This window comes from Roseobacter sinensis, assembly GCF_025755255.1.
Taxonomy (GTDB): Bacteria; Pseudomonadota; Alphaproteobacteria; order Rhodobacterales; family Rhodobacteraceae; genus Roseobacter; species Roseobacter sinensis.
In genome coordinates this window covers 135,716-159,047 of the sequence record NZ_JALIEB010000006.1, presented here as the reverse complement: position 1 = coordinate 159,047, position 23,332 = coordinate 135,716, and the positions used below count along the sequence as shown (strand labels likewise).

The window sequence follows — 23,332 nt, the reverse complement described above, 5'->3', positions numbered from 1 at the left end:
CTTAGCATAATGCGGATTTTTTACTATAATAAAACGGTTTACCTGTTATTTCTAATGCAATACTTTAATATGCCTCACGTGTGCAGCGGGACTGCATGACCACGGGCGAGATGCACATTGCGGGTCTCGATTTGCCCGTGGCGTTGACTCTCCTCGGTCTCAGCTTTCTCAGCTCGCTCATCACCGCCGCTTTCGGTATCGGTGGCGGCACCATGATGCTCGCAGTCATGGCAACTCTGCTGCCTGCGTCTGCGCTCATACCGGTGCATGGGCTGGTGCAGCTGGGTTCGAACGCCGGGCGGGCATGTGTCTTTCGGCACCAGATCAACCGCGCGCATCTGCTGCCGTTCACAGTCGGCGCGGTCCTCGGAGTGGCAATCGGCAGCAGTGTCGTCGTGCAGCTTGATGCCGGCGCCCTCCAGATGATCGTGGGGCTCTTCGTCCTCTGGACGCTCTACCTGCCGATCCCGCGCCTGATGAAGCGCTCGGCCGGCCTGACCGGCGCGCTGTCCAGTGGCCTGACGATGTTCGTTGGCGGCACCGGGCCATTCATCGCGGCCTTCGTCAAGACACTGGGCTTCGATCGTACGACCCATGTCGCCACCCATGCGGCCATGATGACCGTGCAGCACCTTCTGAAAACCGTCGCCTTCGGCTTGCTCGGCTTTGCCTTTTCGCAATGGATCGGCTTTGTGGTCCTGCTGATCCTCTTTGGCTTTCTGGGCACGCTGGCGGGCCGGTCGGTGCTGGTGCGCCTGAACGAGGCGCTGTTCCAGCGGGTGCTGACCGCGTTTCTGACCCTTCTCGCGCTGCGGCTGGTCTATGCGGGGGGCGCAGAGCTTTTGTGGCCGCCCGGCTAACCCAGGTGCTCCTGCACGGCTGCGGCCAGCGCGCTGCCGCTCTCGAAAGCGGCTTCGACCTTGCCCGCACCGCACCAATCCCCTGCGGCGGCCAGACCGTTCGGCGCATCGAGCAGGAACGGCGCACCTGACGGCACTGACACATTGGCATAGCGCCAGCGGTGCAGGCTGACACAATCCGCGGCCTCCGGGTTGCATCCGGTGACCGCGCTGAAGGCATCTTGCAACGCGGCTTGAACCTCCGCCTGATCCCGCTCGAGATTGACGTCGGCCCAATCGTTGGAGGCCTGGGCGACAATCGATTGCGGCCCCGCCCGGCCCGGCTTGGAGGTATCGACTGCGATCCAGGCCAGTGGTCCCTCGCGCACCCAGGCGGCATCCCAGTCCAGACTGCAGGGCGTGGCAAAGCCGAGCATCAGGCTGTAGCACCCCTGCATGCGCGCAGCAGCAAGTGCCGCCTGTCCGGCGAAGACCTCCGGCATCAGCGCGGCGGTCTGAAAAGCGGGCGCGGTGCTGATCACCCAGTCGAACGGGCCATGGGCTATGCCATCCCGGCAGGTAAGCTGCCAGCCGGCCTCCGATCGCGCAATACGCTCGACATGCGCGGCGCGCGCGATGGTCAACCCCTCCGAAAGCGCCTTGGCGAGCGCAGTCATCGCGGGTACCGCAACATATCGCGGGGCCGACCACTCCGGTGGCGCCCCGGCGCCCATCGGCAAAACGACACGCCGCGGTGCCCAGGGCTGTACGACGCCGCTTGCGAGGTAAGGCGCCAGAAACTCGGAAAAGTCCTGCCCTTTGGCCGAGAAATACTGCGCCCCATGATCGAATGCGAAGGGCGCGGCACGGCGGGTCGACATGCGTCCGCCAAGTCCGCGTGACTTCTCGAAAACGGTGACCTCGGCAATGTCCTCCAGCGCCTTGGCCAGTGTCAGGCCCGTCAGCCCCGCGCCGATGATCGCAATCCGTGCTTTGCCGCCCATGGTGCCCCCTGCGTCGTTCTGGTGCCAGAGCTAGCCCGGCGCGCTCTGATGGCCAGCCGCTTCGGCGCTCGCCGACGGACGCCGACCCGCGACCGTTCAGAGCGGCTTGACCATCAGCACCCAATGACCCTCGGAGCCTTTGTCCTCCGTTCGCCCGAACGGCATACGGCTGAGTTCTTCGAAGCCCAAATGTGTGTAAAGCCCCATGGCAGGGTTCACCGCATCCACGATGATGCTGATCCGGCTCTGGCCCGCCGCCTTGGCGCGCGCCGCCACATGCTGCATCAGTGCCGTCGCCGCACCCTGCCCGCGCGCCTCCTCGTAGGTCGCCAGAATGTTGATGTACCAGCTCGCACCGGCCCGGTCTTCGAGCAGCACAAGCGGGCGGAAGACCTCCGGGATATCGGACACATCGGTCGGCCCCTCGGGCGCGATGGGGTAAGAGACGATCCCCGCGACCACCGCGCCGTCCATCTCGGCCATGTCAGCCTTGTGATACGAGAAACCACCCGTGCCATCGCGCGCGCGGCGCAGCCCGGCCTCCAGCGCCGTCTCACCCGGGCGCTTGGCCGCCTCCCAAGTGATCAGTGACAGGCCCTTGCTCGCCGATAGAGTGAACTGCACGAGGTGCTCGGCATCGGCTCGGGTGGCCGGGCGGATCGCGAACCGCTGCTGTGATGTCAGTGTCATGCTTTTGTCTTTCTGGAATCGAGGGGAGCGCCCGGCAGTCAGCCGCCGGGCGCTGGGGATCGGGATGCAGGCGGTCAGTCCTCGAAGAACATCCGCTGGGCGTCATAGGCATCCTCGGGGATCACGAAGCGCGCCTGCACGCCCATGTGGCTGTGAAACCCGAGCAGCGTCTGCTCCATCGCCAGCTGCAACCCGGCATAGTCGCCCGTGGCCGCGGTAATCGGGCGGGTGTTGGCAATACCGATATCGGCCAGTTCGGTGCCTTGGGTGATGATCACATCGCCGGAGGTGAACTGCATGATCTGCCGGCTCACCAGCCAGACGCCGGTGGTGGCATCGCCACCTTCGCCGACGAACCATCCGTCACAGGTCCAGGTGCCCAGCACCAGGTCCGGGAAGGCGGGGCTGCCGTCTGCCAGCACCCCATCGGTGCCCTCCTTCAGCGTCCCCACGGGGTAGATGTAACCCTGGGTGACGAAGGGGTTGCCATGCGCCGGCATCCCGCTCTCATGCACGGGGGCAGGCGCAAAAACAAAGCGCGTGTGGTCTTCGGCGACGTCGAACCGGGTGACCGGCTCGGCCGCTGTGGCGCTCATCACCGGGGTCAGCGCAAGAATCGCGCCAAAGAGAATCTGTCTGATCATTGTCGTATCCAATCGTTAAGCAGAGAAGCGAGGGCACATCGGCGTCTCGCGATGCCGATGCGGGGTGAACCTGGCGCGGCTCCCTCAGCGCAACGTCAGGGGGTCAGTGACCGGGGCGCGGCTGTCCCGCACCCCGGACCGGATCTGTGCAAGACCGCGGATCAGCTGGCGTGGACCGCCTCGCAGATGCTGCTCACATGGCGCAGGTCGGTCCCGCAGCAGCCGCCGAAGACGGCGAGCCGCGGCAGATGCGCCTTGAGATCGGCGTAGAGCGCGCCCAGCTCCTGCGGATCGCCATCATCCAGCGTCTCGCAGGCATCCAGCTCGGCATGGGACATGCGCGAGGCATTGGCCCGCAGCCCATAGATGCGGTCGCGCCAGCGGCCCTCCGTCAGACGGTTGCGGAAGTGATCAGGATGCGCGCAATTGATCATGTAGTATGCCGGAGCACACGCGCTCTCGTCGTCGGTCTCGGCGATCGCATCGGCAAGTGGCTGCCCGGTGGGCAGACAGCCATCCGTCTCCACCGTGAAGCTCACCACGCAGGGCACAGCCGCCTGGGCGGCGGCATCGGCGATCCCGATCGCTTCGGCGGTGTTGGTCATGGTGATGGCCGAGACCAGATCGACCCCGCCGCGCGCCAGCGCATCCACCTGGAACTGGTGGTAGGCGCGCGCCTCGATCACCGACATCAGCTCCGCAGGATCATAGCCGTCGCCCCGCGGCCCGACCACGCCATTGACCAGCACCGCATCGCCGATACCGGACTGCACGCGCAGCTCCATCGCGTAGCGGACGGCGTCGGCATTAATCTCGGCGAGGGCCGTCACATCGTGACCCAGCCGCGCGGCCCAATCGGGGTTCGCGCGCCAGGTACAGGTGTCGAGCACAAATCCTGTGTTCCGGCTTGCGGCCAGGTCGAGAAACCCCGAGAAATACTCGGTCATCGCTGCCCGCCCAGCCGTATCGCGCAGCAACGCGAAGGAGGCGAAGAAAGGCAGATCGAACCCGCGCTGGAACAGCAGCCAAGTCTCCAGCCCCGCATCCGTCAGAAACGGGCGGTCGCTCATATGCGGCAGTTGCGTCATCGTAAAATACTCCAATTCGTAAACAATGGTCCCTTCTGGCGCCCGACCGTTTGAATGAGCGTTGTCATGAGTGTTGAATTTTGCCGCGACAGCACATTTTTGACCGGGCACCGGGATGCGGGTAGAATTCCGCTGGCTCCGCCCTCCCAATTGGGGCAGAACCCCGGCTTATGGATCATTCGCTGCGCATCTCATTGCTGGGCGAGCTGACGGTCACCCGAAATGGCGCGCCTGTCGCCCTTCCCGCGTCGCGCAAGGCGCGGGCCGTTCTGGGCTATCTGGCGGCCACCGCCCGCCCCGTACGCCGGGAGCGGCTGTGCGAGCTGTTCTGGGAACTTCCGGATGACCCGCGCAGTGCCTTGCGGTGGGCGCTGAGCAAGCTGCGCCCGGCGGTGGACAGCGAGGACAGCCCGCACATTGTCGCCGATCGCGAGCGCGTGGCTTTCTCGGGCGCCATGGAGGAGGTCGATCTTCTCGCCATCCGGGCACGGCTGCTTGACGAGCCGCCCTTTCTGCCACCTGCCGAGCTGAGGCAAATGGCGGCAGAACTCGAACACCCTCTGCTTGACGGCTTGGCACAGGCTGGCGGCGAGTACTTTCAGCTCTGGCTGGCAGCGGAGCGGGAGGATGTCTTGCTGCTGCGCCGGAACGTTCTGCGGCGTCTGGCCTTGCACCCGGAGATCGGTCGCCCTGAAGCGGTGAAATGGGCGCGGCGCTGGAAAGAGCAGACACCGCTCGAAGAAGATGCCGCACGGAGCCTCGTGCATGCGCTGGCCCGAACCGGCCGCGAAGACGAGGCGCGCCAGCACGAGGCCGACTTCTTTGCGGCCGCCAAGGCAGCCGGGCTTGAGGTTTCGGGGCCCCTGATGCCCGAGACACCCGCCCCTGCCGAGCCGGCCACCGATCAGAGCCGGCCTGACGAAACCCTGCACCGCCGTATGTTGCGCAAGCAGCAGATCGGGTTCTGCCGGTCCAGTGACGGGGTGCGGATCGCCCATGCCAGCATTGGCGACGGGCCACCTCTGGTGAAAGCCGCGAACTGGCTGAATCATCTGGAGCTTGACTGCAACAGCCCAATCTGGGGGCCGACCTTCGACGCCTGGGCCGCAGACCGCCGCTTCATCCGCTATGACGAGCGCGGCAATGGCCTCTCTGACTGGGATGTGAAGCAGATCGGCTTCGATGCATTCGTGCGCGATCTCGAAACCGTGGTCGATGCGCTGGGGCTGGATCGTTTCCCGCTGCTTGGTATCTCGCAGGGCTGTGCGGTCAGCATTGCCTACGCGGCACGGCACCCCGAGCGGGTCTCCGGGCTGATCCTGATCGGCGGCTATGCAACCGGCTGGAGGATCGGCGCCAGTGCCGAGGAGCAGGCCCGGCGCGAGGCCGTGCTCACTCTGACCCGCCACGGCTGGGGCACCTCCAACCCGGCCTATCGCCACATCTTCTCGCAGACCTTCATGCCTGACGCCAAGCCGGACGACCTTGCGTGGTTCGATGAGTTCCAGCGTCGGACGGTTTCACCGGAGAACGCGGTGCGTTTTCAGGAGGCTTTCGGAACGATCGACGTGCGCGACGATCTGGCCAAGGTACAGGTGCCCACCATCGTCTTCCATGCCCGTGACGACGAGCGGATTTCGCTGGATCAGGGCCGCGCGCTGGCAGCCGGCATTCCCGGCGCGGACTTCGTCGAGCTCGACAGCAAGAACCACATCCTGCTGGGCCACGAGCCGGCCTGGCACACGTGGATGACCGCGGCCAAGGCCTTTCTTGCGCAGCACGGCATCTGAGCCTTCAGGGCAGGCGGAAGTCCCGCACGTGCTGAGGCATCTCCACGCCATCGAGATTGCGCGGATCGGGGATCGGCGCACCGACTTCCGTGCGGACGGGGATCACCCCGGCCCAGATCGGCAGCGCATAATCCTCCTCGTCATCGACCGGCCCGCCGGTGCGGATCTTGGCGCTCCCCTCTTTGATCTCCATGCCCAGGACCATCGTCGCCTTCAGGTCCTGCGCATGGTCCGGGCGCAGCATGTCATACCGGCCGGGAAAGAGCCCGTTCACGAAGCGGCGCAGCTTGGCCAGCTTGACCTCTGGGTCCTCGACCTTTCTGGCCGTCCCATAGAGCATCACGGAGCGCGAGTTCACCGAATGGTGCTTGCCCGACCGCCCCAGCACGAAGCCGTCGAGGATCGACACCGTCAGGCAGACCTCCGCATCCCGGGACCTCCGCAGCCCGCGGCTCGCCGAGGAGCCATGCCAATAGACGTGGTTGCCCTCGCGCCACTGCAACGTGGGCGTGACGTAGGGCGCCCCGTCAAAGACATAGCCGACACTGCAAAGCGGCTGTGCGTCGAGCACCGCGTTGATGGTCTCGCGGTCGAAATGGCCGCGCTCATGCAGGCGGCGCAGGCGCGATCGGTCGGTGATAGGCAGGGTCTCGGTCATGGCAAAGCCTCCGGCTGTGGTTGTCGGGTGGCAGCTAGCAGGCTATTGGACAGGGCGACATGTCCAGTATCGCAAAAAAATCCCAGTCCACTCTGAATACGGCGCTCTTCGCGCTCGGGTTGGACAAGGGCGGCCGTCAGCCGTTGCATGCGCAACTGGCCGACGCGCTGCGTGCGCTGATCCTGTCGCACCCCGGAGCCGCCGGGACCCGCCTGCCCGCGAGCCGGACGTTGGCTGCGGAGCTCTCGGTCTCGCGGATGACGATCACCACGGCCTACGACCAGCTGCTGAGCGAAGGCTATCTGAGCGCACGCGCGGGCAGCGGCACCTTTGTCGCCGACCACGTGCCGCACCTGGCGCCCCCGGCCCCGGCGGTCCCGCATCACCCGCCAGACCCGCGGCCGATCCGGCCGTTTCAACCGGGTATTCCGGACCCCGCACTCTTTCCAGACCGTCTCTGGGCGCGGCATCTCGAACGGGCCTGGCGCCGGCCAGACCCTGCCTTGCAGGCCGCGCCCGACCCCTTTGGCTGGTACCCGCTGCGCGCGGCAATCGCTGCGCATCTTGCGGCCTGGCGCGGGCTCGAGTGCGATCCGGCACAGATCGTCGTGACAGCAGGGGCGTCCGATGCCTTCGATCTGCTGTTTCGCGCCGCCTTGACGCCCGGAGACGTGGCGGTGATGGAAGATCCCGGCTGGTCACCACTGCGTGCGGCGCTCGACCGCGCGGGCCTGCAAACCCGTCCCGTCCGGATCGATAACGAGGGTCTCGACCCGCGGGCGCTGGGTGCTGCGCGGGCCGCTATCGTGACGCCCTCGCGCCACTTCCCCACCGGCTGTGCCATGCCGCTGGCCAGGCGGCTGGCGCTGCTGGACTGGGCGCGGTCCACCGACGCATGGGTCATCGAGGACGATTACGACAGTGAGTTCCGCTACCAGGGCCAGCCGCTGCCGTCCCTGTCGGGGCTCGACGGTCTGCGGCGCACGATCTATCTCGGCAGCTTTTCCAAGCTGCTCAGCGCCACCCTGCGGCTGGGGTATCTCGTCATCCCGCATGCCCTTGCCGAGACGGCACGCGCAGTGCTCGCGCAGAGCGGCGTGCGGGTCTCGCTGGTCCCGCAGCCCGCGCTTGCCGCCTTCATGGACAGTGGCGAATTCGCCAGCCATCTGCGCCGTTGCCGCCGCACCTATGCCAAGCGACAGGCGCTTCTGCTGTCGGAGCTCGCGCCGTTGGCGTCCCTGCTGGAGTTGCAGCCCGATCCGTCGGGCATGCACCTGTGCTGCCTGCTCCGGCCGGCGCTGCGGGCGGTGCGCAGCGACGCGGAGATATCTGCGGCCTGCGCAGCGGCAGGGCTCAACGTGCGCGCGCTGTCATCTCATTGCGTTCTGCCGGACCCGCCGCAAGGCCTCTTGCTGGGGTATGCAGGCTTTGACGAGGAGACGCTGAAGGCCGCGGCCCGCACACTTGTCGACGTGCTCAGCAGAGCCGCCCGGAAGGCGTTTTCGACGCAGGTCTGACCGGCCGGTGGTCGACCCGCGAGACGGCAACGTCGCTCGACGGCGGCCATCGCGATGGGCGCTGCTGAAACGGGCACCGATGGTGAGGTCGACCTCAGTGGCGATCACCTCAGCGCAGGATGACGGACCGCTGGTGCGGGTCATCGGGGAAGACCCGGCCGCTCTCGATGCATTGAAAGATATGCTTGAAGACTAGCCCCGCCTGCCCGCGCCGGGTGCCGGAGCGGAAGTAGTTGTGCCCCGTCGGCGGATCGTACCGGGTGTTGACGTCGTCGCAATCGACCTGGAAGACGTTGCGCGGGGTCAGGTCGGTGTTCTCGGGTCCGGTGTGGCCGAGGCGACGCGAGGCCACCCGGTTTTTCAGGTTTGCCGCCTTGCTGGCCCTGAGCGCCAGATCATCGGAGGCGAAATAGACCACGACGTTGCGCGATGCATGGCTGATCAGCGCGCCGGTCTGACCCTCATGCAGGGTCTCGTTCACCACATCCGCCGCCACCATGAAGGTATTGCGAAAGAGCAGCGGCACGCCGGAGGCGAGATCGTAGCGATCCCAAAGCGACAGGCTCTGCCGCAAAACCCGGTTGCCCATGGAATGGGCCAGCACGTTGATGCGCTTCAGGCAGGGCGTCCCGTCCGGCGCACCTTCCTCGCTGTTGCGCCAGTCGAGAAAGCGCTCGAGGACCCGCGCAAAGGAAAAGCCGCTCTGATCCGCGGACTTCTGATCGTCCCAATAGTCCTGGACAATGCCCTTGTCGTTGTCGCTCGGCCAGATCAGCGGCAGAACCAGCGCCTCTTTCGGCTTCGCCTTGTCGCACAGCTTCTGCAGCTCCGCTGTCATCCCGAAGACCTTGTCGGGCAGCGTGTTGAACCCGTGGATAAAGAGCAGGATCTGCCGATAATTGCTGTCGCGCACGCGGCCCAGCAGCTCGGCGCTGGTGATCTCGGTGTGATTGCCGTCCGCACCGGTCTCGCAGTAGAAAACGGAATTGGACGGGGCATTGTTATCAAGGTCGAAGGTAAAGCGGCGCCCCTTGCGCGTGCGGATGCTTTGCGTGGGAAAGCGGTTGGTGATGAAAAGCATGGATAAGAGACCGACTTTGAAAAGGTAAAATTTTATGCATCGGAGCCTAAACAGCGGGATCGCCCCTGTCATCAGAATTCAGGCCCGCGCACAGGGGCCGCACCCAGGGCAAGCTTGGACCAACGGCGGTCCGAAAATCTAGGCAAGGCGTTTTTGGTGTCCTATACCTGAACCGGGAACCGCAGGAACGGAGGGTGGCCGTGGACGCGCGGAAGGTGATGACACGCAGCCTCGTCGCTGTCTTGACCGGTCTGGGCACGGCGGCTGCGAGCGAGACCGTCTATGTGCTGCGCACCGCTGATCTGGAATGCCTCTCGGCCAACACCAGCGCCTATCTCGCCGAGGACAAGGTGGCCTACGTCATCTCGCTGCCGAGCTGCCCTGAAACAGCGGTCGACTTCCGAGACTACGTCACCAACAGCGCGCCGGATTTCGAGCTGGAGGAGCGCGCGCATGATGCGCTGATCGTCCTGACCCGTCCGCAGCTGGAGTGTCTGGCGGATGCGAAGATCGACCGCGCCGCGCCCTTTCACCGCCTCTGGCCCGCCCGCTGCCTGATCGAGGCCAGCACCGGTGAATGACGCAACCAAACGCATCTTCGACGTTTGCCTGGGCGTCATCGGGGTACTCATCGCCTGTTTCGGCCTGTGGCGATACTTCGACGAGCGGGCGCAAGACAACGCAGCAGCCGCGCAGGAGCGCGCGCTGGCCCTGATCGAGGAGCACGGCGGCCCGGCGATGATCGAGGGGCAGACGCATATGCATGCCTACTGGTCGTCGCATCCGGCCTTTGTTGCGCACATCCGCACCCACGCGCTGACGACAGGCGAATACGCCGCCTTCGTTGGGGCCACATTCCCGGTCTCTGAGTACCAGGCCGAGGTGCGCGCTTTTTTGATGCAGACCGCGAGCATTTTTGAACGCGCGCAGTTCTGCGACACCGCCGGGCTGTGCGACCGGGCTCTGCTGCACGCTTACTTCTGCCCGATTGCAGCCACGACACAGCGGGTCTACGGCCCTTTCTTCGACCATCTCAACCAGGAAATCGGCGCCACCAACATCGGCGCCGGCGTCGCGCAATATGTCGAGAGCTGCTAGCATCTTCGCCGCAGCCTGGCTCGGCGCTGTCAGCCTTGCGGGCCCGTCGCCTGCTGCCGAGATCGAGCTGGTTGACAGCCCCACTTGTGTCATGCGGCTCAGCGGGCCGATCCGGGATGGCGATCTGGCGCGCCTCAAGGCGGTGCGGGAGAAACTGCCGCCCTCTTTCTACCCCGGCGGCGTGTCCTTTCCGCTCTGCCTCGACAGTCCGGACGGCGGCGATCTGGCCGAAGCCATCCGGATCGGCGCCCACATCTACGAGACCGGCATCGGCACCGTGATCGAGGAGAATGCAAGCTGCCTCTCTGCCTGCGCTGTTGTCTTCATGATGGGCACCGTCCGGTCGAACGAGGATGATTTCCTCGACCGTCATCTGCACGTCGGCGGCACGCTGGGCTTTCACCGGCCCGAGTTGGACCTGCCGCTGCCCGTCGACGGGCTCTACTCACTGGGCGAGGTCGAGGCCAGCTTTGCCGCCGCGCTGGAGACAACGGCCGATCTGCTGCTTCTGGCGAACCGCAATGCGCCGGTGAGCAATCGGCCCATGATCCGGTCGGATCTTTTGCGTGCGATGTTTCTGCGCCGCGGAGAGGACTATCTTTTCATCGACACCGTCGACAAGGCGCGGCGCTGGGGCATCAGACTCTTCGGCTATGCCGAACTCCCCTCTCTGGATGCCGCTGCCGCGCAACACGCCTGTGACAACCTGACCCGGTGGCAGGCCCTGCGCGACCCGCCTGAGGCCTCGCAGACGTGGGACCCGCCGCGCCCAGACGGCGATGGCTACCTGGTCACAGGGTCCAATGCAGGGTATCTCCTGCACGAATGCCGTGTGCGCCCTGCGCAGGATCTCATTGAAGTCTGCGGGATTGATCAGAGCCTCGGCGTTCGGATCGGAGTGTCGAGTTTCGATTTGGATGGTCGGTTCACCTGCGACGTATACTGGCGATACGACAGGATCGCGGGGCTGTCACCGCATCAACCGCTTGCCAGCCTGCCTCGCAAGCCCGGCGATGTACCGCTCGGTCCTTACATCCATCTTGCGATCTGGGAGGATGATCTGACGCAAGCGTTTCGCGGCGCCTGTCGCAAGCCCGCAGGCCAGCGCGCGGCCATCGCCGAGGTGAACAGCTTTGCAACGCTGCGTGCTGCCCCGGGCTTTGACGCTGCGGTGACGGCTGAAGTCCCGCGCTTCGCGCTGGTCGAACTGACAGGCGCCGCGCCCGTCTTTCTCGGATCGCCGCAGCGCCGCAGCCGCTGCGCACAGCTTTGCGCCGAGCTCGATCGCGCAGAAGCTCCGCGAAACCTTTTCGATGACGGCAGCCCCGAGTGGCGGGGGCTGCGAGATCGCTACACCACCACCTGCATCGCGCCAAACGCCGTCTGGTACAATGCAACGGACGCGACAGGCCGGCAAGGCTTCGTCAGCGGGCGCGTCCTGCGCGCGCCGGGCGCGTTCGAAACCTTCGAGCGTTGAGAGGCTGCGTGAGACATAGCGCCACCGTCGCAACGCGCCTGCCTGTCAGCGCCCCGCATGCGCGAACCGCCCCGGATCGAAGACGAAGACCCGCGCGTCCCCGTCCCATCCCGCAAACCTGAAGCCCATCAGCGAGAACCAGGTGCCGACGCGCGCATGCTCCGAACGGCTGTAGGCGCGCAGACCGGTCCCCAGACGCCGCGCGAGGTCCTGCCCGTAGCTTCGCGAGATCCGCAGAAAATCGCGTTCGAAATAGCGTTCCATCGGCAGCGCAGTGGTATAGTGATAGTCGCGCTCGGGCGTATGGGTGATGATACCCACCGGCGCATCCCCCAGAAGAAACGTGTCCGCTCGGCCCGCCTCAATCGACGCAAGGACGTGATCGCGGATGATGGCGAGGCGCGCCTCCGGCGGGTCATCGCGCAGGAAGCGGTCGATCTCGGCCAGCGCCCGTTCGGCCAACTGCGGCAGAACGACATCCACATCCTGCGCCTGCGTCGGTCGAATCCATAGTCTTGCGGTGTCCCCCATGCTCTCTCCCACGGTGCGGCTGATCACCTCCGGCAGCTGCAACTGGCGGCCACCAGCATGGGCCCGAGAAGACTCAAGGGCCGGCGGCCCTGTCCATCATCTTCCTTGCCGCGTTGTCTTTTCGGCGATGCCTTGCAGGGCCGACCCGGTCGCAAGGCGGAACTCCGCCCGATGAGAAAAGCGCCGCCGAAGCGGTCCCTGTCATGCGGCGCTATTCCGCGGATCATTTTCGCGACCCGCGTTCCTCGTTGACTAAAATGTGATCCGCCGTAGCGTTCCGCTCAATCGCTTACTTTGGGGTATTTTCACGTGTGGCCATTGGAGCTCAAGGTATTGCTTGGTGAGGCGGAGAGACCGTCGGCGGCCGCCGCACCGCGCACCCAACCAAAGGCTGGCTTTGACGACTGGCTCGCGGTCAACGGGCTGACACGGGATCTGGTGCGGGCACAATTGGCTGCGATCACCGCGCCGGACGGATCGGTCGGGCCGCCAGTTCCGGCCCGTCTGGGGCTCTCCGCAGCGCAGGCCTGGGGTCTCTGCGCCGGCGCGCTGCGCGCCGCGGTCCCCGAGCTTGGCACTCAAATTGGCGAGGTCGAAATGCGCGCCCCCAAGTGTCTGGCGCCACGGGCCGGCAAGCATCCCCGACCCTTCACCTACGATCTGGGGGGCGGCGCCCTGCCCCTCGTGAGCCTGCATTACCAAGACCGACCGGTCGATCTGCTGGCCATGGCGCATGAGGTCGGCCACGCCCTGCAAATCGTCGCCAGCCAGGGCCGTAGCGATGGGCAAATGCCGCCCGTCGCGCGCGAATGCTGTGCCTTTCTTGCCGAGCTTGCGATCCTGCAGCACCTGCCGACGCGTTTTGCCGCGCTTGCCCCAGCCCATCAGGCCGATGACGCAATCTACTTCGGAGACAACGCCCGCGCGCTTGCCGAAGCCATGACCGACCCCCGGCAGCCGTACCGATACGCTTGGAACTATCCGCTTGCCCGCCATATCGCCGCGCGTCTCTTCCGCTCGGAGAGCGCGTGCAATCTCGGCGCGCTCTACAGAGCCGGACCGGAGGGCGGGTCCTACATTCAGCACTGCGCTGCAGCCTGGCACCCGAGGGGTGCGGCAGCATGATAGACCCTCGGTGCGCGCCCGTCGGTGCTGTGGTGGCAGGCGCTATGGAGCAGAGAGAATTCGGCCACCGGCCGAATGGTTGGCGGAAGGGGGTGCCTCCCCTCCCGCCGATTGAGCCGCCGGGCGTGAAGCCCGGCAAACAGCAATGGGGGGTTCTATACATCAAAGACCACCCGAATGACAGGACATGACCGATGTTTGATTTTGACGCTTTTGACTCTCCAGTGAGCTTTTGCGGCGGTGGCAGCAGTGGCGGCAGCAGCAGTGATGGCCCCGATGCGATCACCTCGAAAATGGACCGCGACAACTCCGCGACGCAGCAGGCGCTCGACAATGCGCTCGGAAATGAGAACGCGTGGTCCGAGATGGACACCCGCCAACATGCCGCACAGCAGGTCAACCAGGCGGCCAATGGCTGGCCCGACAGCCCGACCGGATCCATCGGCGGCTGCACCGGTTGCCACCAGGGCGCCTACGATACGCACTATCCGAACTGATCCAGCGAAGGGGCGTCCCGCGCCCCTTCCACACCCGACGACGAGGCGCGCCGATGCGGGCATCCCACATGAAGATTTCCATCCTGCTGATCGCGCTCTGTGCGGGCCTCGCGGCGCTCGCCAGCACCCTGCTTGCCCGCGGCGATCTCGCGGCAAAAACACAGAGCATCTTCGACGCCGCCTTCGCCTCGAAGATCAGCGACGAGATCAGCAATCCCATTCTCCGGGTCAGAAACGGCTCCGAGACCTTCTGCATCCAGGAGCATTCAGGTGCCGCGTTCCCCCCCAGCCGGATCGTCTCCGATATGGCGGAGGCGTTCGAGCTGGGGTGGACGCAGGTTCTGGTGGATGATCTGGCAGACTGCCCGACCGATAGCACCACCTTTTATGTGGTGCAGGGCGAACGGCCCGATCAATCGGAGTTGCTCGACGTGATGGAGCGCATCGTCGGCAGCGGGCCCCCCAATCCCGATGAGTTGTTTCCCGAATGGGCGCTCGGTCTTTCGGTGGACCTTCCCGGGTCGCGCCACCGATCTTTCACGTTTTCGACCTTCGCCGACGACATGCCGCAAGAGGTGGCCCGTTCGATCATGACCGAAGAATTGATCCAGTCGATCCTGCGCGCCTCTGACGTGGAGACCACCGAGATCGTGTCGCTGCTTGGGGAAGATCTGCGCAACAAGGATTATTCCCAGTGGTTCCACAACAACCCGATCGGGCTGTGCAGCGTGGACATCGTTCTGCTGGAGCTGCTGCTCGGCCCCTCTACCTCCGGTCTGCACAAGATGGAGCAGATGCGCGCGCATCTGAGAACAGAGTTCGACGCGCTTCTCGCCGCCGCAGCGACCCGCGCGCAGCATCTGTCCGAATACCGCGACGACCGGTGCTGGGTCTGGGAGACGACTTAAAGCAAGTCGCCTTGCAGCTGCGTCACCTCTCGCCGCCTGATTTCAATGAAATCAATGCAAGGGGTGACGCGTCCCGTCTCGGCTCAAAGGCAAAACGCGCCAGGCCCGGCGCGCGCCGCGCACTTAGCGCTCACCGAGGCTGTCCTGCACCACCTTCACGATGGGCGCGAAGAAATAGCTGATCAGCCGCCGTTCGCCGGTGATCACGTCGACAACCGCTGTCATGCCGGGCTGGACCGCGTAGCTCGCCGTAGCCGTCTCCAGCCGCGGCGTGTCAGGTGCGATGCGGACAACGAAACCGAAGCTGTTGGTCTCAACCTCGATGGCGTCCGCCGACACGTTGGAAACCACACCCTCCAACGCCCCGAAGCGTTCGGCCGGATAGGCGTCGAGCTTAACATTGGCCTTCTGGCCAACCTCCAGAAAGCCCACATCTATATTGGGAAAGATCGCTTCCACCTCAAAGGCCTGATCCGCGGGCACGACCCGCAGAAGCTCCTGACCGGCCTCGACGATCCCGCCGATGGTGAAAACGGAAAGCTGGTCGATCACCCCCGTTTCGGGTGCGACCAGCCGCGTGTTGGCCAGTTGCCGGCGGGCGATGACCAACTCCTCCGATAGAGCCGCGCCGCGGGCCTCGAGCTCGGCCCGCCGTGTTTGCAGCCGGCTGCGCAGGGCGGACAGGATGCCGGCCCGCTCCGCCATATAGGAGGCATCCTGCGCCGTTTTTTCATCAAGTTCGCGCAGGAAGACCTCGCGCTCGCTCTCCAACGTGTTGAAGCCGTCCAGAACGTCGAGATAGTTGGCGCGGCTGGCCGTGCCCTTGTCGAGCAGGCTCTGCACGGTCTCCAGCCGCTCCTGCTGTGTCTCCAGCGCGGCGTCGATCCGCCCGATCCCCGCCCGCGTCACCTCCTTTGATTTCTCATTGGCCAGCAGGCGCGCGTCGATCTGGACAAGCGCATCGCGCAGCTCGGTCAGCTCGGCCGTAAGCAAGGCGCGCTGCTCCTTGAAAAAGCGCGATGGCACCTGCGGCGCATCACCGAGGAACGCGGCTTCATGCACGGAGATATCATCTGTCTCGCCCGTCTCGAAGGCCGGAAGTGCGGCGAGTACCGTCTCGATCCGCCGCCGCTCGATCTGCAAGCGCTCCTCTTCGGCGCGCAGCGTGTTGAGCGCGGATTGCGCATTGGTCGGATCGAGCTCGATCACCACCGCGCCCCTCGCAACGCGCATGCCGTCGCGCACGTGAATGGCGGCCAGTTGCCCCGCGAACTCTGGCTGCACGACCTGCACCCGCCCGAGCGGGACGATCTTGCCCGTCCCCTTGGCCACGATCTCGACCTTCAGCGCATAGGACATCACGAGGATTGCGACGAAGACCGACAAGGTGAAAAGCACCGTGGCGTGCAGCGTGGGCGAGCCGACACCCAGCGAGGCAGGGCCGCGTCTCATCTCAGGGCCTCGAAGTCGATGACCTGATCCGGGGTCGCGAAGACGTCCGGCCGATGGGTGATCACGATCACGGTCATGGTCGCTTTCAGCCGTTCGATCTCGGCCACCATCTGCGCCTGCGCGGCCCCGTCCAGCGCGCTGGTCGGCTCGTCCAGGATCAGAACCCGGGGCGCGTTGAGCAGCGAACGGGCCATCGCGATGCGCTGACGCTGCCCGCCGGACAGAGCTGCACCGCGCTCGCCCACCTGGGTGTCGAGCCCCAGCGGCAGGCGCGCGACCATCGCATCGGCCGCGGCGGTTCGCAGGGCATCGGCGATGACCGCCTCGCTGACGTCCGCACCCACGTTCAGCGACAGGTTCTCGCGCACGGTTCCGGAGAAAAGGTAAGGTTCCTGAGGGACATAGGCGATCCTGGTGCGGACGTCGTGCGGCTCGTGCTCAGAGATGTCATGCCCATCGAGCGTGATCCGCCCGCCCGTCGGCGCCTCGATGCCCGAGGCCAGGCGACCGAAGGTGCTCTTGCCGATGCCGGAGGGCCCGATGACCAGCGACAGGCTGCGCGCCTTGGCGGTAAAGGAGAACTCCGTCAGGATCGGCGTGCCCGGCTGATAGGCGAAATCCACCTGCTCGAAGCGCAGCTCCGGCTCCACATCGGCTGGCAGGCGCGGCAGCGCCTCGAAGGCCTCGGGCTCGGAGAGCAGGATATCCCCCAGCCGCTGCCGCGAGATCTTGATGTTCTGCCATTTCTCCCAGAGCCCCGAGAAATTGCTGATCGGCGAGGCGACCTTTTCGGCAATCAGGTGAAATGCGATCAGCTGTCCCAGCGTGAGCGCACCGGCGAAGACCTCGCGCGCGCCGATGAAGATGATGAGAATGGTCAGCGTCTGGCTGACCGCATAAATCAGGTTGCTGCTCGCGATCCGCAGCTTGCCCACCCGCAGGCCCGCATCGAGCGTATCGCCGAGGGTCTCGCGCAGCCCGCCGAGCATCTTGTCCTCGGCACTCAGCGCCTTGACCGATGCGATGCCCCCGATGCTTTCGACCATGCGCGACTGGTGCCGCGCCCCGGCGTCGAACTGCACGCGGAGCCGCCGCCGCAGGAAGGGACCGAAGATGAAATAGACGAAGGCCTGCAAGGGCAGCGAGGCCACGACAATGGCCGTCAGCAGCGGCGAGAGCGTATAGAGGACGCCGAGGTAGATCACGACGAACAGCAGGTCCAGAACCACGCCCGTCGTGGTCCCGACCAGAAAGGCGCGGATCGTATCGGTCTCGCTGACCCGGGCGATCGTCTCGCCGACCGGCCATTTGCGGAAGTGGCTGTAGGGCAGCCGGAAGAGATGTTCGAAAATCCGGCTGCCAAGCTCGCGCGTGACCCGATTGGCGGTGAGCATGCCCAGAAGGCTCGACAGGATGTTGAACCCGATGTGAAACACGCTGACGGCGGCGAAGACCGCCATGACGACAATCAGCGTGGCCTCGCGCTGGAAGGGCAAGATCCGGTCGATGATGACCTGGAAGATGAACGGCTCGACCAGCCCCAGGAGCCGGATGCAGATCGCAAGGAACACCAGCTCGACGTAGAGTGGCGTAAACTTCCACAGCGTCTGGCCGAACCAGGAAAGCGGCACCATCCGCGGTTGTGCCGTCTCGGCGGCATCGCGGCTCTGCTCGGTCATCGCGCGCGCCCACCGTCGCGGCGCGCCCGAGGCGCCATCACGCCATCGGCCATCCGGTGCTGCAAGACCGTCTCACCCAAAACCGCGCTGACCACAAAGACTCCGCAAGACCCTCAAGGGCCGCAGCCGCAGCCCCCATACCCGGCAGTACTTTAGGCACGCAGCGCGCAGCGTCTGCGAAAAATGCAGCTGAGGGGGTGCAGAGGCGTTCTCTTGCGCGGATTTCGGCGTAGCTTCGGCCAAATTCCGCAGCACAGCGGCTGCAAATGGTCTTGACGCCCGGCGCCGTTCGGGTCAGCGCCGCCCTCGTGCGGCCGGCGTCAGCAGTCCAGCGTCGCGTCGCGCTCCCACTCGGTGAGATGCTGGCAATACTGGTTCCACTCCCGCGTCCTGAGCTTGACGTAGGCGCGCGAGAACGTATCCCCCATGAGCGCGGTCAAGGTCTTGTCCTTCTCGAAGGCGCGCAGCGCGTCCAGCATGTTCAGCGGCAGCTTCTTGGCGCCGCGCGCCTTGTGGCCTTCGCTATACATGTCGATGTCGAGCCGCTTGCCCGGGTCCAGCTTGCGCTCCAACCCGTCGAGCCCCGCGGCCAGCAGCACCGCCTGCAAAAGATAGGGGTTCGCCGCGCCGTCGCCCAGACGCAGCTCGAGCCGCCCGCCGTCCGGGATCCGCACCATATGGGTGCGATTGTTGCCGCCATAGGTCACCGACTGCGGTGACCAGGTGGCACCCGAGACCGTTTCGGGCGCATTGATCCGCTTGTAGCTATTCACGGTCGGGTTGGTGATGGCGCAGATCGCCTGCCCATGCGCCATCAGACCGCCCAGGAAATGATAGGCGGTTTCCGACAGGCCCATCTCGTCCTCGCCGTCAAAGACGCAGGTCTGTCCCTCGGCCGACCAGAGGGAATGGTGCACATGGCAGCCGTTGCCGGTCAGATCGGAGAACGGCTTGGGCATGAAGGTGGCCCGCAACCCGTGTTTCTCGGCGACCTCCTTAACCATGAACTTGAAGAAGGCGTGCCGGTCGGCGGTCTGCAGACAGGGGCCGAAGTCCCAGTTGATCTCGAACTGCCCGTTCGCGTCCTCGTGATCGTTCTGATAGGGCTTCCATCCAAGCGCGATCATGGTCGAGCAGATCTCGGCGATCAAGTCATAGCGCCGCATCAGCGCCGATTGATCGTAGCAGGGCTTTTCCTGGATATCGCGGTCGTCCGAGATCGCGGAGCCATCGGCATTGATCAGGTGGAACTCGGGCTCCACGCCGGACTGCATCATCAGGCCCATCCCGTCCGCCTTCCGGATCAGCTCTTTCAGCACCAGCCGCGGAGCCTGGGTGACGGGCGCGCCGTCCATCCAGGGATCGCCCGCGACCCAGGCCAGCTCCGGCTTCCAAGGCAGTTGCATGACGCTGCCCGCATCCGGCATCACCAGCATGTCCGGATGGGCGGGCGTCATGTCGAGCCAGGCGGCAAAGCCCGCAAAACCGGCCCCACCGCTCTGCGCTCCGGCAATCGCCTCGGCCGGAACCAGCTTGGCCCGCTGGACACCGAAGAGGTCGGTGAAATTACATAGAAAGAACCGAACGCCCTTCTCAGCCGCCCATTGTGCGAGATCCGTCATATGTCGTCTCCGTGTGTTGTGCCGGGTATCCAGCTTGTGCCGGCGAGCGGCACGCCCGCCATGGCCGCCGCTTCCACCGTCAGCGCGCAGAGGTCTTCCGGCTCGAGATTCAGAACGTGGCTCTTGCCGTTTGCGCGCGCAATCGTCTGCGCCTCGAGCGTCATCACCTTGAGGTAGTTGGTCAGGCGCCGACCCGCCTGGATCGGGTCGAGCCGGGCGGCCAGAACCGGGTCCTGGGTCGTGATGCCCGCGGGGTCATTGCCTTCGTGCCAGTCGTCATAGGCACCGGCGGTCGTGCCAAGCTTGCGGTACTCTTCCTCAAGTGCCGGGTCGTTGTCGCCAAGCGCGATCAGGGCCGCAGACCCGATGGAGACCGCATCCGCCCCCAGCGCGAGCGCCTTGGCGACATCGGCGCCCGTCCGCACCCCACCGGAGACCACCAGTTGAACTTCGCGATGGACGTCAAGGTCCTGAAGCGCCTGGACCGCGGGGCGAATACAGGCCAGCGTCGGCAGCCCCACATGTTCGATGAACACATCCTGCGTCGCCGCCGTGCCCCCCTGCATCCCATCGAGCACCACGACATCGGCACCGGCCTTCACCGCCAGAGTGGTGTCGAAGAAAGGCCGCGCGCCGCCCACCTTGACGAAGATCGGCACACGCCAGCTGGTGATTTCGCGCAGTTCGAGGATCTTGATCTCCAAATCGTCGGGACCGGTCCAATCCGGGTGACGGCAGGCGGACCGCTGGTCGATGCCCTTGGGCAGGGTCCGCATCTCGGCCACGCGATCACTGATCTTCTGCCCCAACAGCATGCCGCCCCCGCCGGGCTTCGCCCCCTGCCCGACCACGATCTCGATGGCATCGGCCTTGCGCAGATCATCCGGGTTCATCCCGTAGCGCGATGGCAGATACTGGTAGACCAGCTTGGTCGAATGCGCGCGCTCCTCCGCCGTCATGCCGCCATCGCCGGTCGTCGTCGAGGTGCCCGCGGCAGAGGCGCCGCGCCCCAGCGCCTCCTTGGCCGGTCCCGAGAGCGCGCCGAAGCTCATCCCGGCGATGGTGATCGGAATATCGAGCTCGATCGGATGTTTCGCATGGCGCGTGCCCAGCGTCACCGCAGTGCCGCAGGTCTCGCGGTAGCCTTCAAGCGGATAGCGCGACATCGAAGCACCCAGAAACAGCAGATCGTCGAAATGCGGCAGCCGGCGCTTCGATCCGCCCCCGCGGATGTCATAGATCCCGGTCGCCGCCGCGCGCCGGATATAGGAGCTGGTGTAGTCGTCGAAGGTCCAGGATTTGACGGGATGGGTTCTCGGCGTCCGCTCCATCAATAGGCTCCCGCATTGTCGATGTCGAAATTGTAGAGCGTGCGCGCCGAGCCATAGCGCCGGAACGACGCCGGGTCTGTGGTGCTGCCCGCCGCTTCGAGAAGCGCTGCCAGCCGCTCCAGATGCTCGGCACGCATCTCTTTCTCGATGCAATCCGCACCCAATGAGGCAACCGAGCCCCGGACGAAAAGCTGTGCCTCGTAGATGCTGTCGCCGAGGGCCTCACCGGCATCGCCACAGACCACCAGCGTTCCGGCTTGCGCCATGAAGGCGCTCATGTGCCCGATGTTTCCATGCACGACGATGTCGATCCCCTTCATCGAGATGCCGCAGCGGCTGGCGGCATTGCCCTTGATCACCAGCAGCCCGCCGCGGCCGGTTGCCCCGGCGTATTGGCTGGCGTCGCCGTCGACGACCGTCACGCCCGACATCATGTTTTCACACAGTCCCGGCCCGGCCGACCCCTCGACACGGATCGTCGCGCGCTTGTTCATGCCGCCGCAATAGTACCCCGCGGAGCCTCGGATGGTCACATCGAGATCGGCGTCCAGCCCGCAGGCGATGGCGTGGGCACCTTTCGGGTTCACGATCTCCCACATCGGCTGGTTCGTGTGGTCGGACTGCGCCTGAAGCGTTGCATTCACCTCGCGCAGGCTCTGCCGGTCCAGATCGAGCTGTTGCATCAGTGCTCCCAGAAATAAACTCTTGCGGGCTCGGGCTCCCACACCTTGGCCGCGGCAATGCCCGGAAGATCCGCCAGCGCGCGGTATTCGGATCCGAAGGCCACGAATTGCTCCGTTTCGGCAAGGACCGCCGGTTTGCACGCGATGGGGTCGCGCAGCACACCGAAGCCCTGCTGCGTGCCGACGACAAAGGTGTAGAACCCGTCGAGCGCATCCAGGCTGGCCTGCAAAGCCGCGCCCAGATCATCGCCCTGCGCCATCCGGTCGGTGAGATACGCCGCGGCCACCTCGCTGTCGTTCTCGGTCTCGACCCGCACACCGCGCCGGGCGAGCTTGCGGCGCAGCCGGTTGTGGTTCGACAGCGATCCGTTGTGCACAAGGCACTGGTCCGGTCCGGTCGAGAACGGATGCGCGCCGAGCGTGGTCACCGCACTCTCGGTGGCCATCCGTGTATGCCCGATCCCGTGACTGCCCGCGAGCGCCGGGATGTCGAAGCGGTCGGCGACCGTCCGGGGCAGCCCCGTCTCCTTGTAGATCTCGATGGCGGCACCCCGCGACATGATACGGACCCCGGGGTGCCGCTCGCGAAGGGTGTTCATGACCTCCGTCACCCGGCTCTCGGCAACCAAGAGGATCGCATGGGTATCAGAGATCGTGATGTCTGCATCGAGGGCGTCGCCCAGGCCGGCAAACTCCTCTTCTGGGCGAGCCGACTGTACGGTGATCTTCGCCTGCCCGTCACTTAGATTGCGGTAAATCGCGATGCCGGCGCTGTCCGGGCCCCGATCCGACATGGTGACAAGCATGCCGGTCAGCAACTCACCCAGCCTTGGCTCGAGCGCCCTGTCCTTCAGAAACAGCCCAACGATCCCGCACATATCGCCCCCTTGCACCTCGAATTGCAGGGTAGCAGCCACCCGCAAACGGTCCAGAGAGGTTTTCTCAAAGAGAAGATTTTATTCTTTTGCAGAAATTTTTGGCGCTGATCATTCCTTTGAGTAGCAGATGATCGACAGGAAGCGTGCCGGCAGGGACATCAAGCTTTCCGGCCCATGCGGGGCATCCGCGTCGAAAAACAGGCTGTCACCGGGTTTCAGGGGGTAGAGATCGGTGCCGTGGCGATACACGACCTCGCCTTCGAGCATGTAGAGAAACTCCATGCCGTCATGCTGGAAGGTCTCGAACGTGTCCGACGCCGTGGTCAAGGTGATCAGGTAGGGCTCCACGATAACCGAAGCCGATTGCGCGCTCAGCAACCCCAACAGCGTGTAGTGATGCCCGGCGCGGGTGCCGGCCCGCTCCGCCTCGATCCCTTCGCCCGCCTTCACGTGCATTACCGGCCGCTGTTCTTCGTATCCGCGAAAGAAGGCCGTGAGAGGCACCGAAAACGCCTGTGACAGACGCTGGAGCATGGAGAGCGAGGGCGAGACCTGCCCGTTCTCGATCTTCGAGACCATGCCTTCGCTGATCCCCATCTCGGCCGCGAGTTGCGCAATCGTCTGGCCCTTCTGCCGGCGCAGGCCGCGCACCTGCCGCCCGATGGCGACCTCGAGTTGCTTTTCCTGAAACTGCGCCGTCCGATGCGGATCCTGGCTGAGAGCTTTGGCCATGAGGCCAG

At 65.3% G+C, this 23,332-nt stretch carries 23 protein-coding genes; 9 read left to right on the top strand and 14 right to left on the bottom strand.

Features of this window, described 5'->3' with window-relative positions; all coding sequences use genetic code 11:
* Positions 1-95: 95 nt before the first annotated feature.
* A complete protein-coding gene (locus MUB52_RS11520) occupies positions 96-860 on the top strand; it encodes a sulfite exporter TauE/SafE family protein (RefSeq protein ID WP_263844371.1) in 765 nt (254 codons plus the stop codon).
* Here MUB52_RS11520 and MUB52_RS11515 read toward each other — a convergent pair.
* The 4 genes from MUB52_RS11515 to MUB52_RS11500 form a co-directional block, all read right to left on the bottom strand.
* Entirely contained in the window at positions 857-1,843 is a 987-nt protein-coding gene (locus tag MUB52_RS11515) for an NAD(P)/FAD-dependent oxidoreductase (RefSeq protein WP_263844370.1), read from the bottom strand. The two genes, MUB52_RS11520 and MUB52_RS11515, sit on opposite strands and share 4 nt — an antisense overlap.
* A gap of 96 nt (positions 1,844-1,939) precedes the next feature.
* Complete coding sequence (locus MUB52_RS11510; RefSeq protein ID WP_263844369.1) at positions 1,940-2,533, bottom strand: GNAT family N-acetyltransferase; 594 nt, start codon at positions 2,531-2,533, stop codon at positions 1,940-1,942.
* Positions 2,534-2,607: 74 nt separating this feature from the next.
* Positions 2,608-3,177, bottom strand: coding sequence for a hypothetical protein (locus tag MUB52_RS11505; protein WP_263844368.1), 570 nt, complete (start codon positions 3,175-3,177; stop codon positions 2,608-2,610).
* 161 nt (positions 3,178-3,338) lie between these two features.
* Positions 3,339-4,265 carry a homocysteine S-methyltransferase family protein gene (locus tag MUB52_RS11500; RefSeq protein WP_263844367.1) on the bottom strand — a complete coding sequence of 309 codons (927 nt, stop codon included), beginning with the start codon at positions 4,263-4,265 and terminating at the stop codon, positions 3,339-3,341.
* Positions 4,266-4,435: 170 nt separating this feature from the next.
* On the opposite strand from MUB52_RS11500, the gene MUB52_RS11495 reads away from it, so the two are divergent.
* Positions 4,436-6,055, top strand: coding sequence for an alpha/beta fold hydrolase (locus MUB52_RS11495; protein WP_263844366.1), 1,620 nt, complete (start codon positions 4,436-4,438; stop codon positions 6,053-6,055).
* A 4-nt stretch (positions 6,056-6,059) separates the two neighbouring features.
* Here the strand turns inward: MUB52_RS11495 and MUB52_RS11490 are convergent, their stop codons facing one another.
* A complete protein-coding gene (locus MUB52_RS11490) occupies positions 6,060-6,713 on the bottom strand; it encodes a pyridoxamine 5'-phosphate oxidase family protein (protein ID WP_263844365.1) in 654 nt (217 codons plus the stop codon).
* Between the two features lie 59 nt (positions 6,714-6,772).
* Here MUB52_RS11490 and pdxR point away from each other — a divergent pair, with 59 nt between their 5' ends.
* Entirely contained in the window at positions 6,773-8,230 is a 1,458-nt protein-coding gene (pdxR, locus tag MUB52_RS11485) for a MocR-like pyridoxine biosynthesis transcription factor PdxR (RefSeq protein ID WP_263844364.1), read from the top strand.
* 109 nt (positions 8,231-8,339) lie between these two features.
* Here the strand turns inward: pdxR and MUB52_RS11480 are convergent, their stop codons facing one another.
* Positions 8,340-9,311: an alpha/beta hydrolase gene (locus tag MUB52_RS11480; protein WP_263844363.1), complete on the bottom strand. Its 972-nt coding sequence runs from the start codon at positions 9,309-9,311 to the stop codon at positions 8,340-8,342.
* Positions 9,312-9,511: 200 nt separating this feature from the next.
* On the opposite strand from MUB52_RS11480, the gene MUB52_RS11475 reads away from it, so the two are divergent.
* The 3 genes from MUB52_RS11475 to MUB52_RS11465 are packed head-to-tail and all read left to right on the top strand — an operon-like array spanning position 9,512 to position 11,886.
* A complete protein-coding gene (locus tag MUB52_RS11475; protein WP_263844362.1) occupies positions 9,512-9,892 on the top strand; it encodes a hypothetical protein in 381 nt (126 codons plus the stop codon).
* Entirely contained in the window at positions 9,885-10,409 is a 525-nt protein-coding gene (locus tag MUB52_RS11470; protein WP_263844361.1) for a hypothetical protein, read from the top strand. The genes MUB52_RS11475 and MUB52_RS11470 overlap by 8 nt, the downstream gene beginning before the upstream one ends.
* On the top strand, positions 10,393-11,886 hold the full coding sequence (locus MUB52_RS11465; protein WP_263844360.1) for a hypothetical protein: 1,494 nt from the start codon (positions 10,393-10,395) through the stop codon (positions 11,884-11,886). Before MUB52_RS11470 ends, MUB52_RS11465 begins: the two co-directional genes overlap by 17 nt.
* Before the next feature lie 45 nt (positions 11,887-11,931).
* Here the strand turns inward: MUB52_RS11465 and MUB52_RS11460 are convergent, their stop codons facing one another.
* Positions 11,932-12,417, bottom strand: a complete 486-nt coding sequence (locus MUB52_RS11460; RefSeq protein ID WP_263844359.1) for a hypothetical protein — start codon at positions 12,415-12,417, stop codon at positions 11,932-11,934.
* Positions 12,418-12,726: 309 nt separating this feature from the next.
* Between MUB52_RS11460 and MUB52_RS11455 the strand changes: the two genes are divergently transcribed.
* The 3 genes from MUB52_RS11455 to MUB52_RS11445 all read left to right on the top strand — a co-directional run bounded on the left by MUB52_RS11455 (position 12,727) and on the right by MUB52_RS11445 (position 14,947).
* Positions 12,727-13,542 carry a hypothetical protein gene (locus MUB52_RS11455; protein ID WP_263844358.1) on the top strand — a complete coding sequence of 272 codons (816 nt, stop codon included), beginning with the start codon at positions 12,727-12,729 and terminating at the stop codon, positions 13,540-13,542.
* 194 nt (positions 13,543-13,736) lie between these two features.
* Positions 13,737-14,039 (top strand): hypothetical protein, encoded by a 303-nt coding sequence (locus MUB52_RS11450; protein ID WP_263844357.1) that lies wholly within the window; start codon positions 13,737-13,739, stop codon positions 14,037-14,039.
* A 68-nt stretch (positions 14,040-14,107) separates the two neighbouring features.
* Positions 14,108-14,947: a hypothetical protein gene (locus MUB52_RS11445; protein WP_263844356.1), complete on the top strand. Its 840-nt coding sequence runs from the start codon at positions 14,108-14,110 to the stop codon at positions 14,945-14,947.
* A gap of 123 nt (positions 14,948-15,070) precedes the next feature.
* Here the strand turns inward: MUB52_RS11445 and MUB52_RS11440 are convergent, their stop codons facing one another.
* The 7 genes from MUB52_RS11440 to MUB52_RS11410 form a co-directional block, all read right to left on the bottom strand.
* Complete coding sequence (locus tag MUB52_RS11440; protein ID WP_263844355.1) at positions 15,071-16,399, bottom strand: HlyD family type I secretion periplasmic adaptor subunit; 1,329 nt, start codon at positions 16,397-16,399, stop codon at positions 15,071-15,073.
* Entirely contained in the window at positions 16,396-18,078 is a 1,683-nt protein-coding gene (locus MUB52_RS11435; protein ID WP_263844354.1) for a peptidase domain-containing ABC transporter, read from the bottom strand. Before MUB52_RS11435 ends, MUB52_RS11440 begins: the two co-directional genes overlap by 4 nt.
* Positions 18,079-18,398: 320 nt before the next feature.
* Entirely contained in the window at positions 18,399-19,700 is a 1,302-nt protein-coding gene (gene glnT / locus MUB52_RS11430; protein ID WP_263844353.1) for a type III glutamate--ammonia ligase, read from the bottom strand.
* On the bottom strand, positions 19,697-21,031 hold the full coding sequence (locus tag MUB52_RS11425; protein ID WP_263844352.1) for an FMN-binding glutamate synthase family protein: 1,335 nt from the start codon (positions 21,029-21,031) through the stop codon (positions 19,697-19,699). The genes glnT and MUB52_RS11425 overlap by 4 nt, the downstream gene beginning before the upstream one ends.
* The gene (locus MUB52_RS11420; protein ID WP_263844351.1) at positions 21,031-21,714 is read right to left on the bottom strand and encodes a GXGXG domain-containing protein; all 684 of its coding nucleotides are present in this window, start codon (positions 21,712-21,714) and stop codon (positions 21,031-21,033) included. The genes MUB52_RS11425 and MUB52_RS11420 overlap by 1 nt, the downstream gene beginning before the upstream one ends.
* Complete coding sequence (locus tag MUB52_RS11415; protein WP_263844444.1) at positions 21,714-22,592, bottom strand: class II glutamine amidotransferase; 879 nt, start codon at positions 22,590-22,592, stop codon at positions 21,714-21,716. The genes MUB52_RS11420 and MUB52_RS11415 overlap by 1 nt, the downstream gene beginning before the upstream one ends.
* A gap of 108 nt (positions 22,593-22,700) precedes the next feature.
* On the bottom strand, positions 22,701-23,324 hold the full coding sequence (locus tag MUB52_RS11410; RefSeq protein ID WP_263844350.1) for a helix-turn-helix domain-containing protein: 624 nt from the start codon (positions 23,322-23,324) through the stop codon (positions 22,701-22,703).
* Between the last annotated feature and the right edge of the window lie 8 nt (positions 23,325-23,332).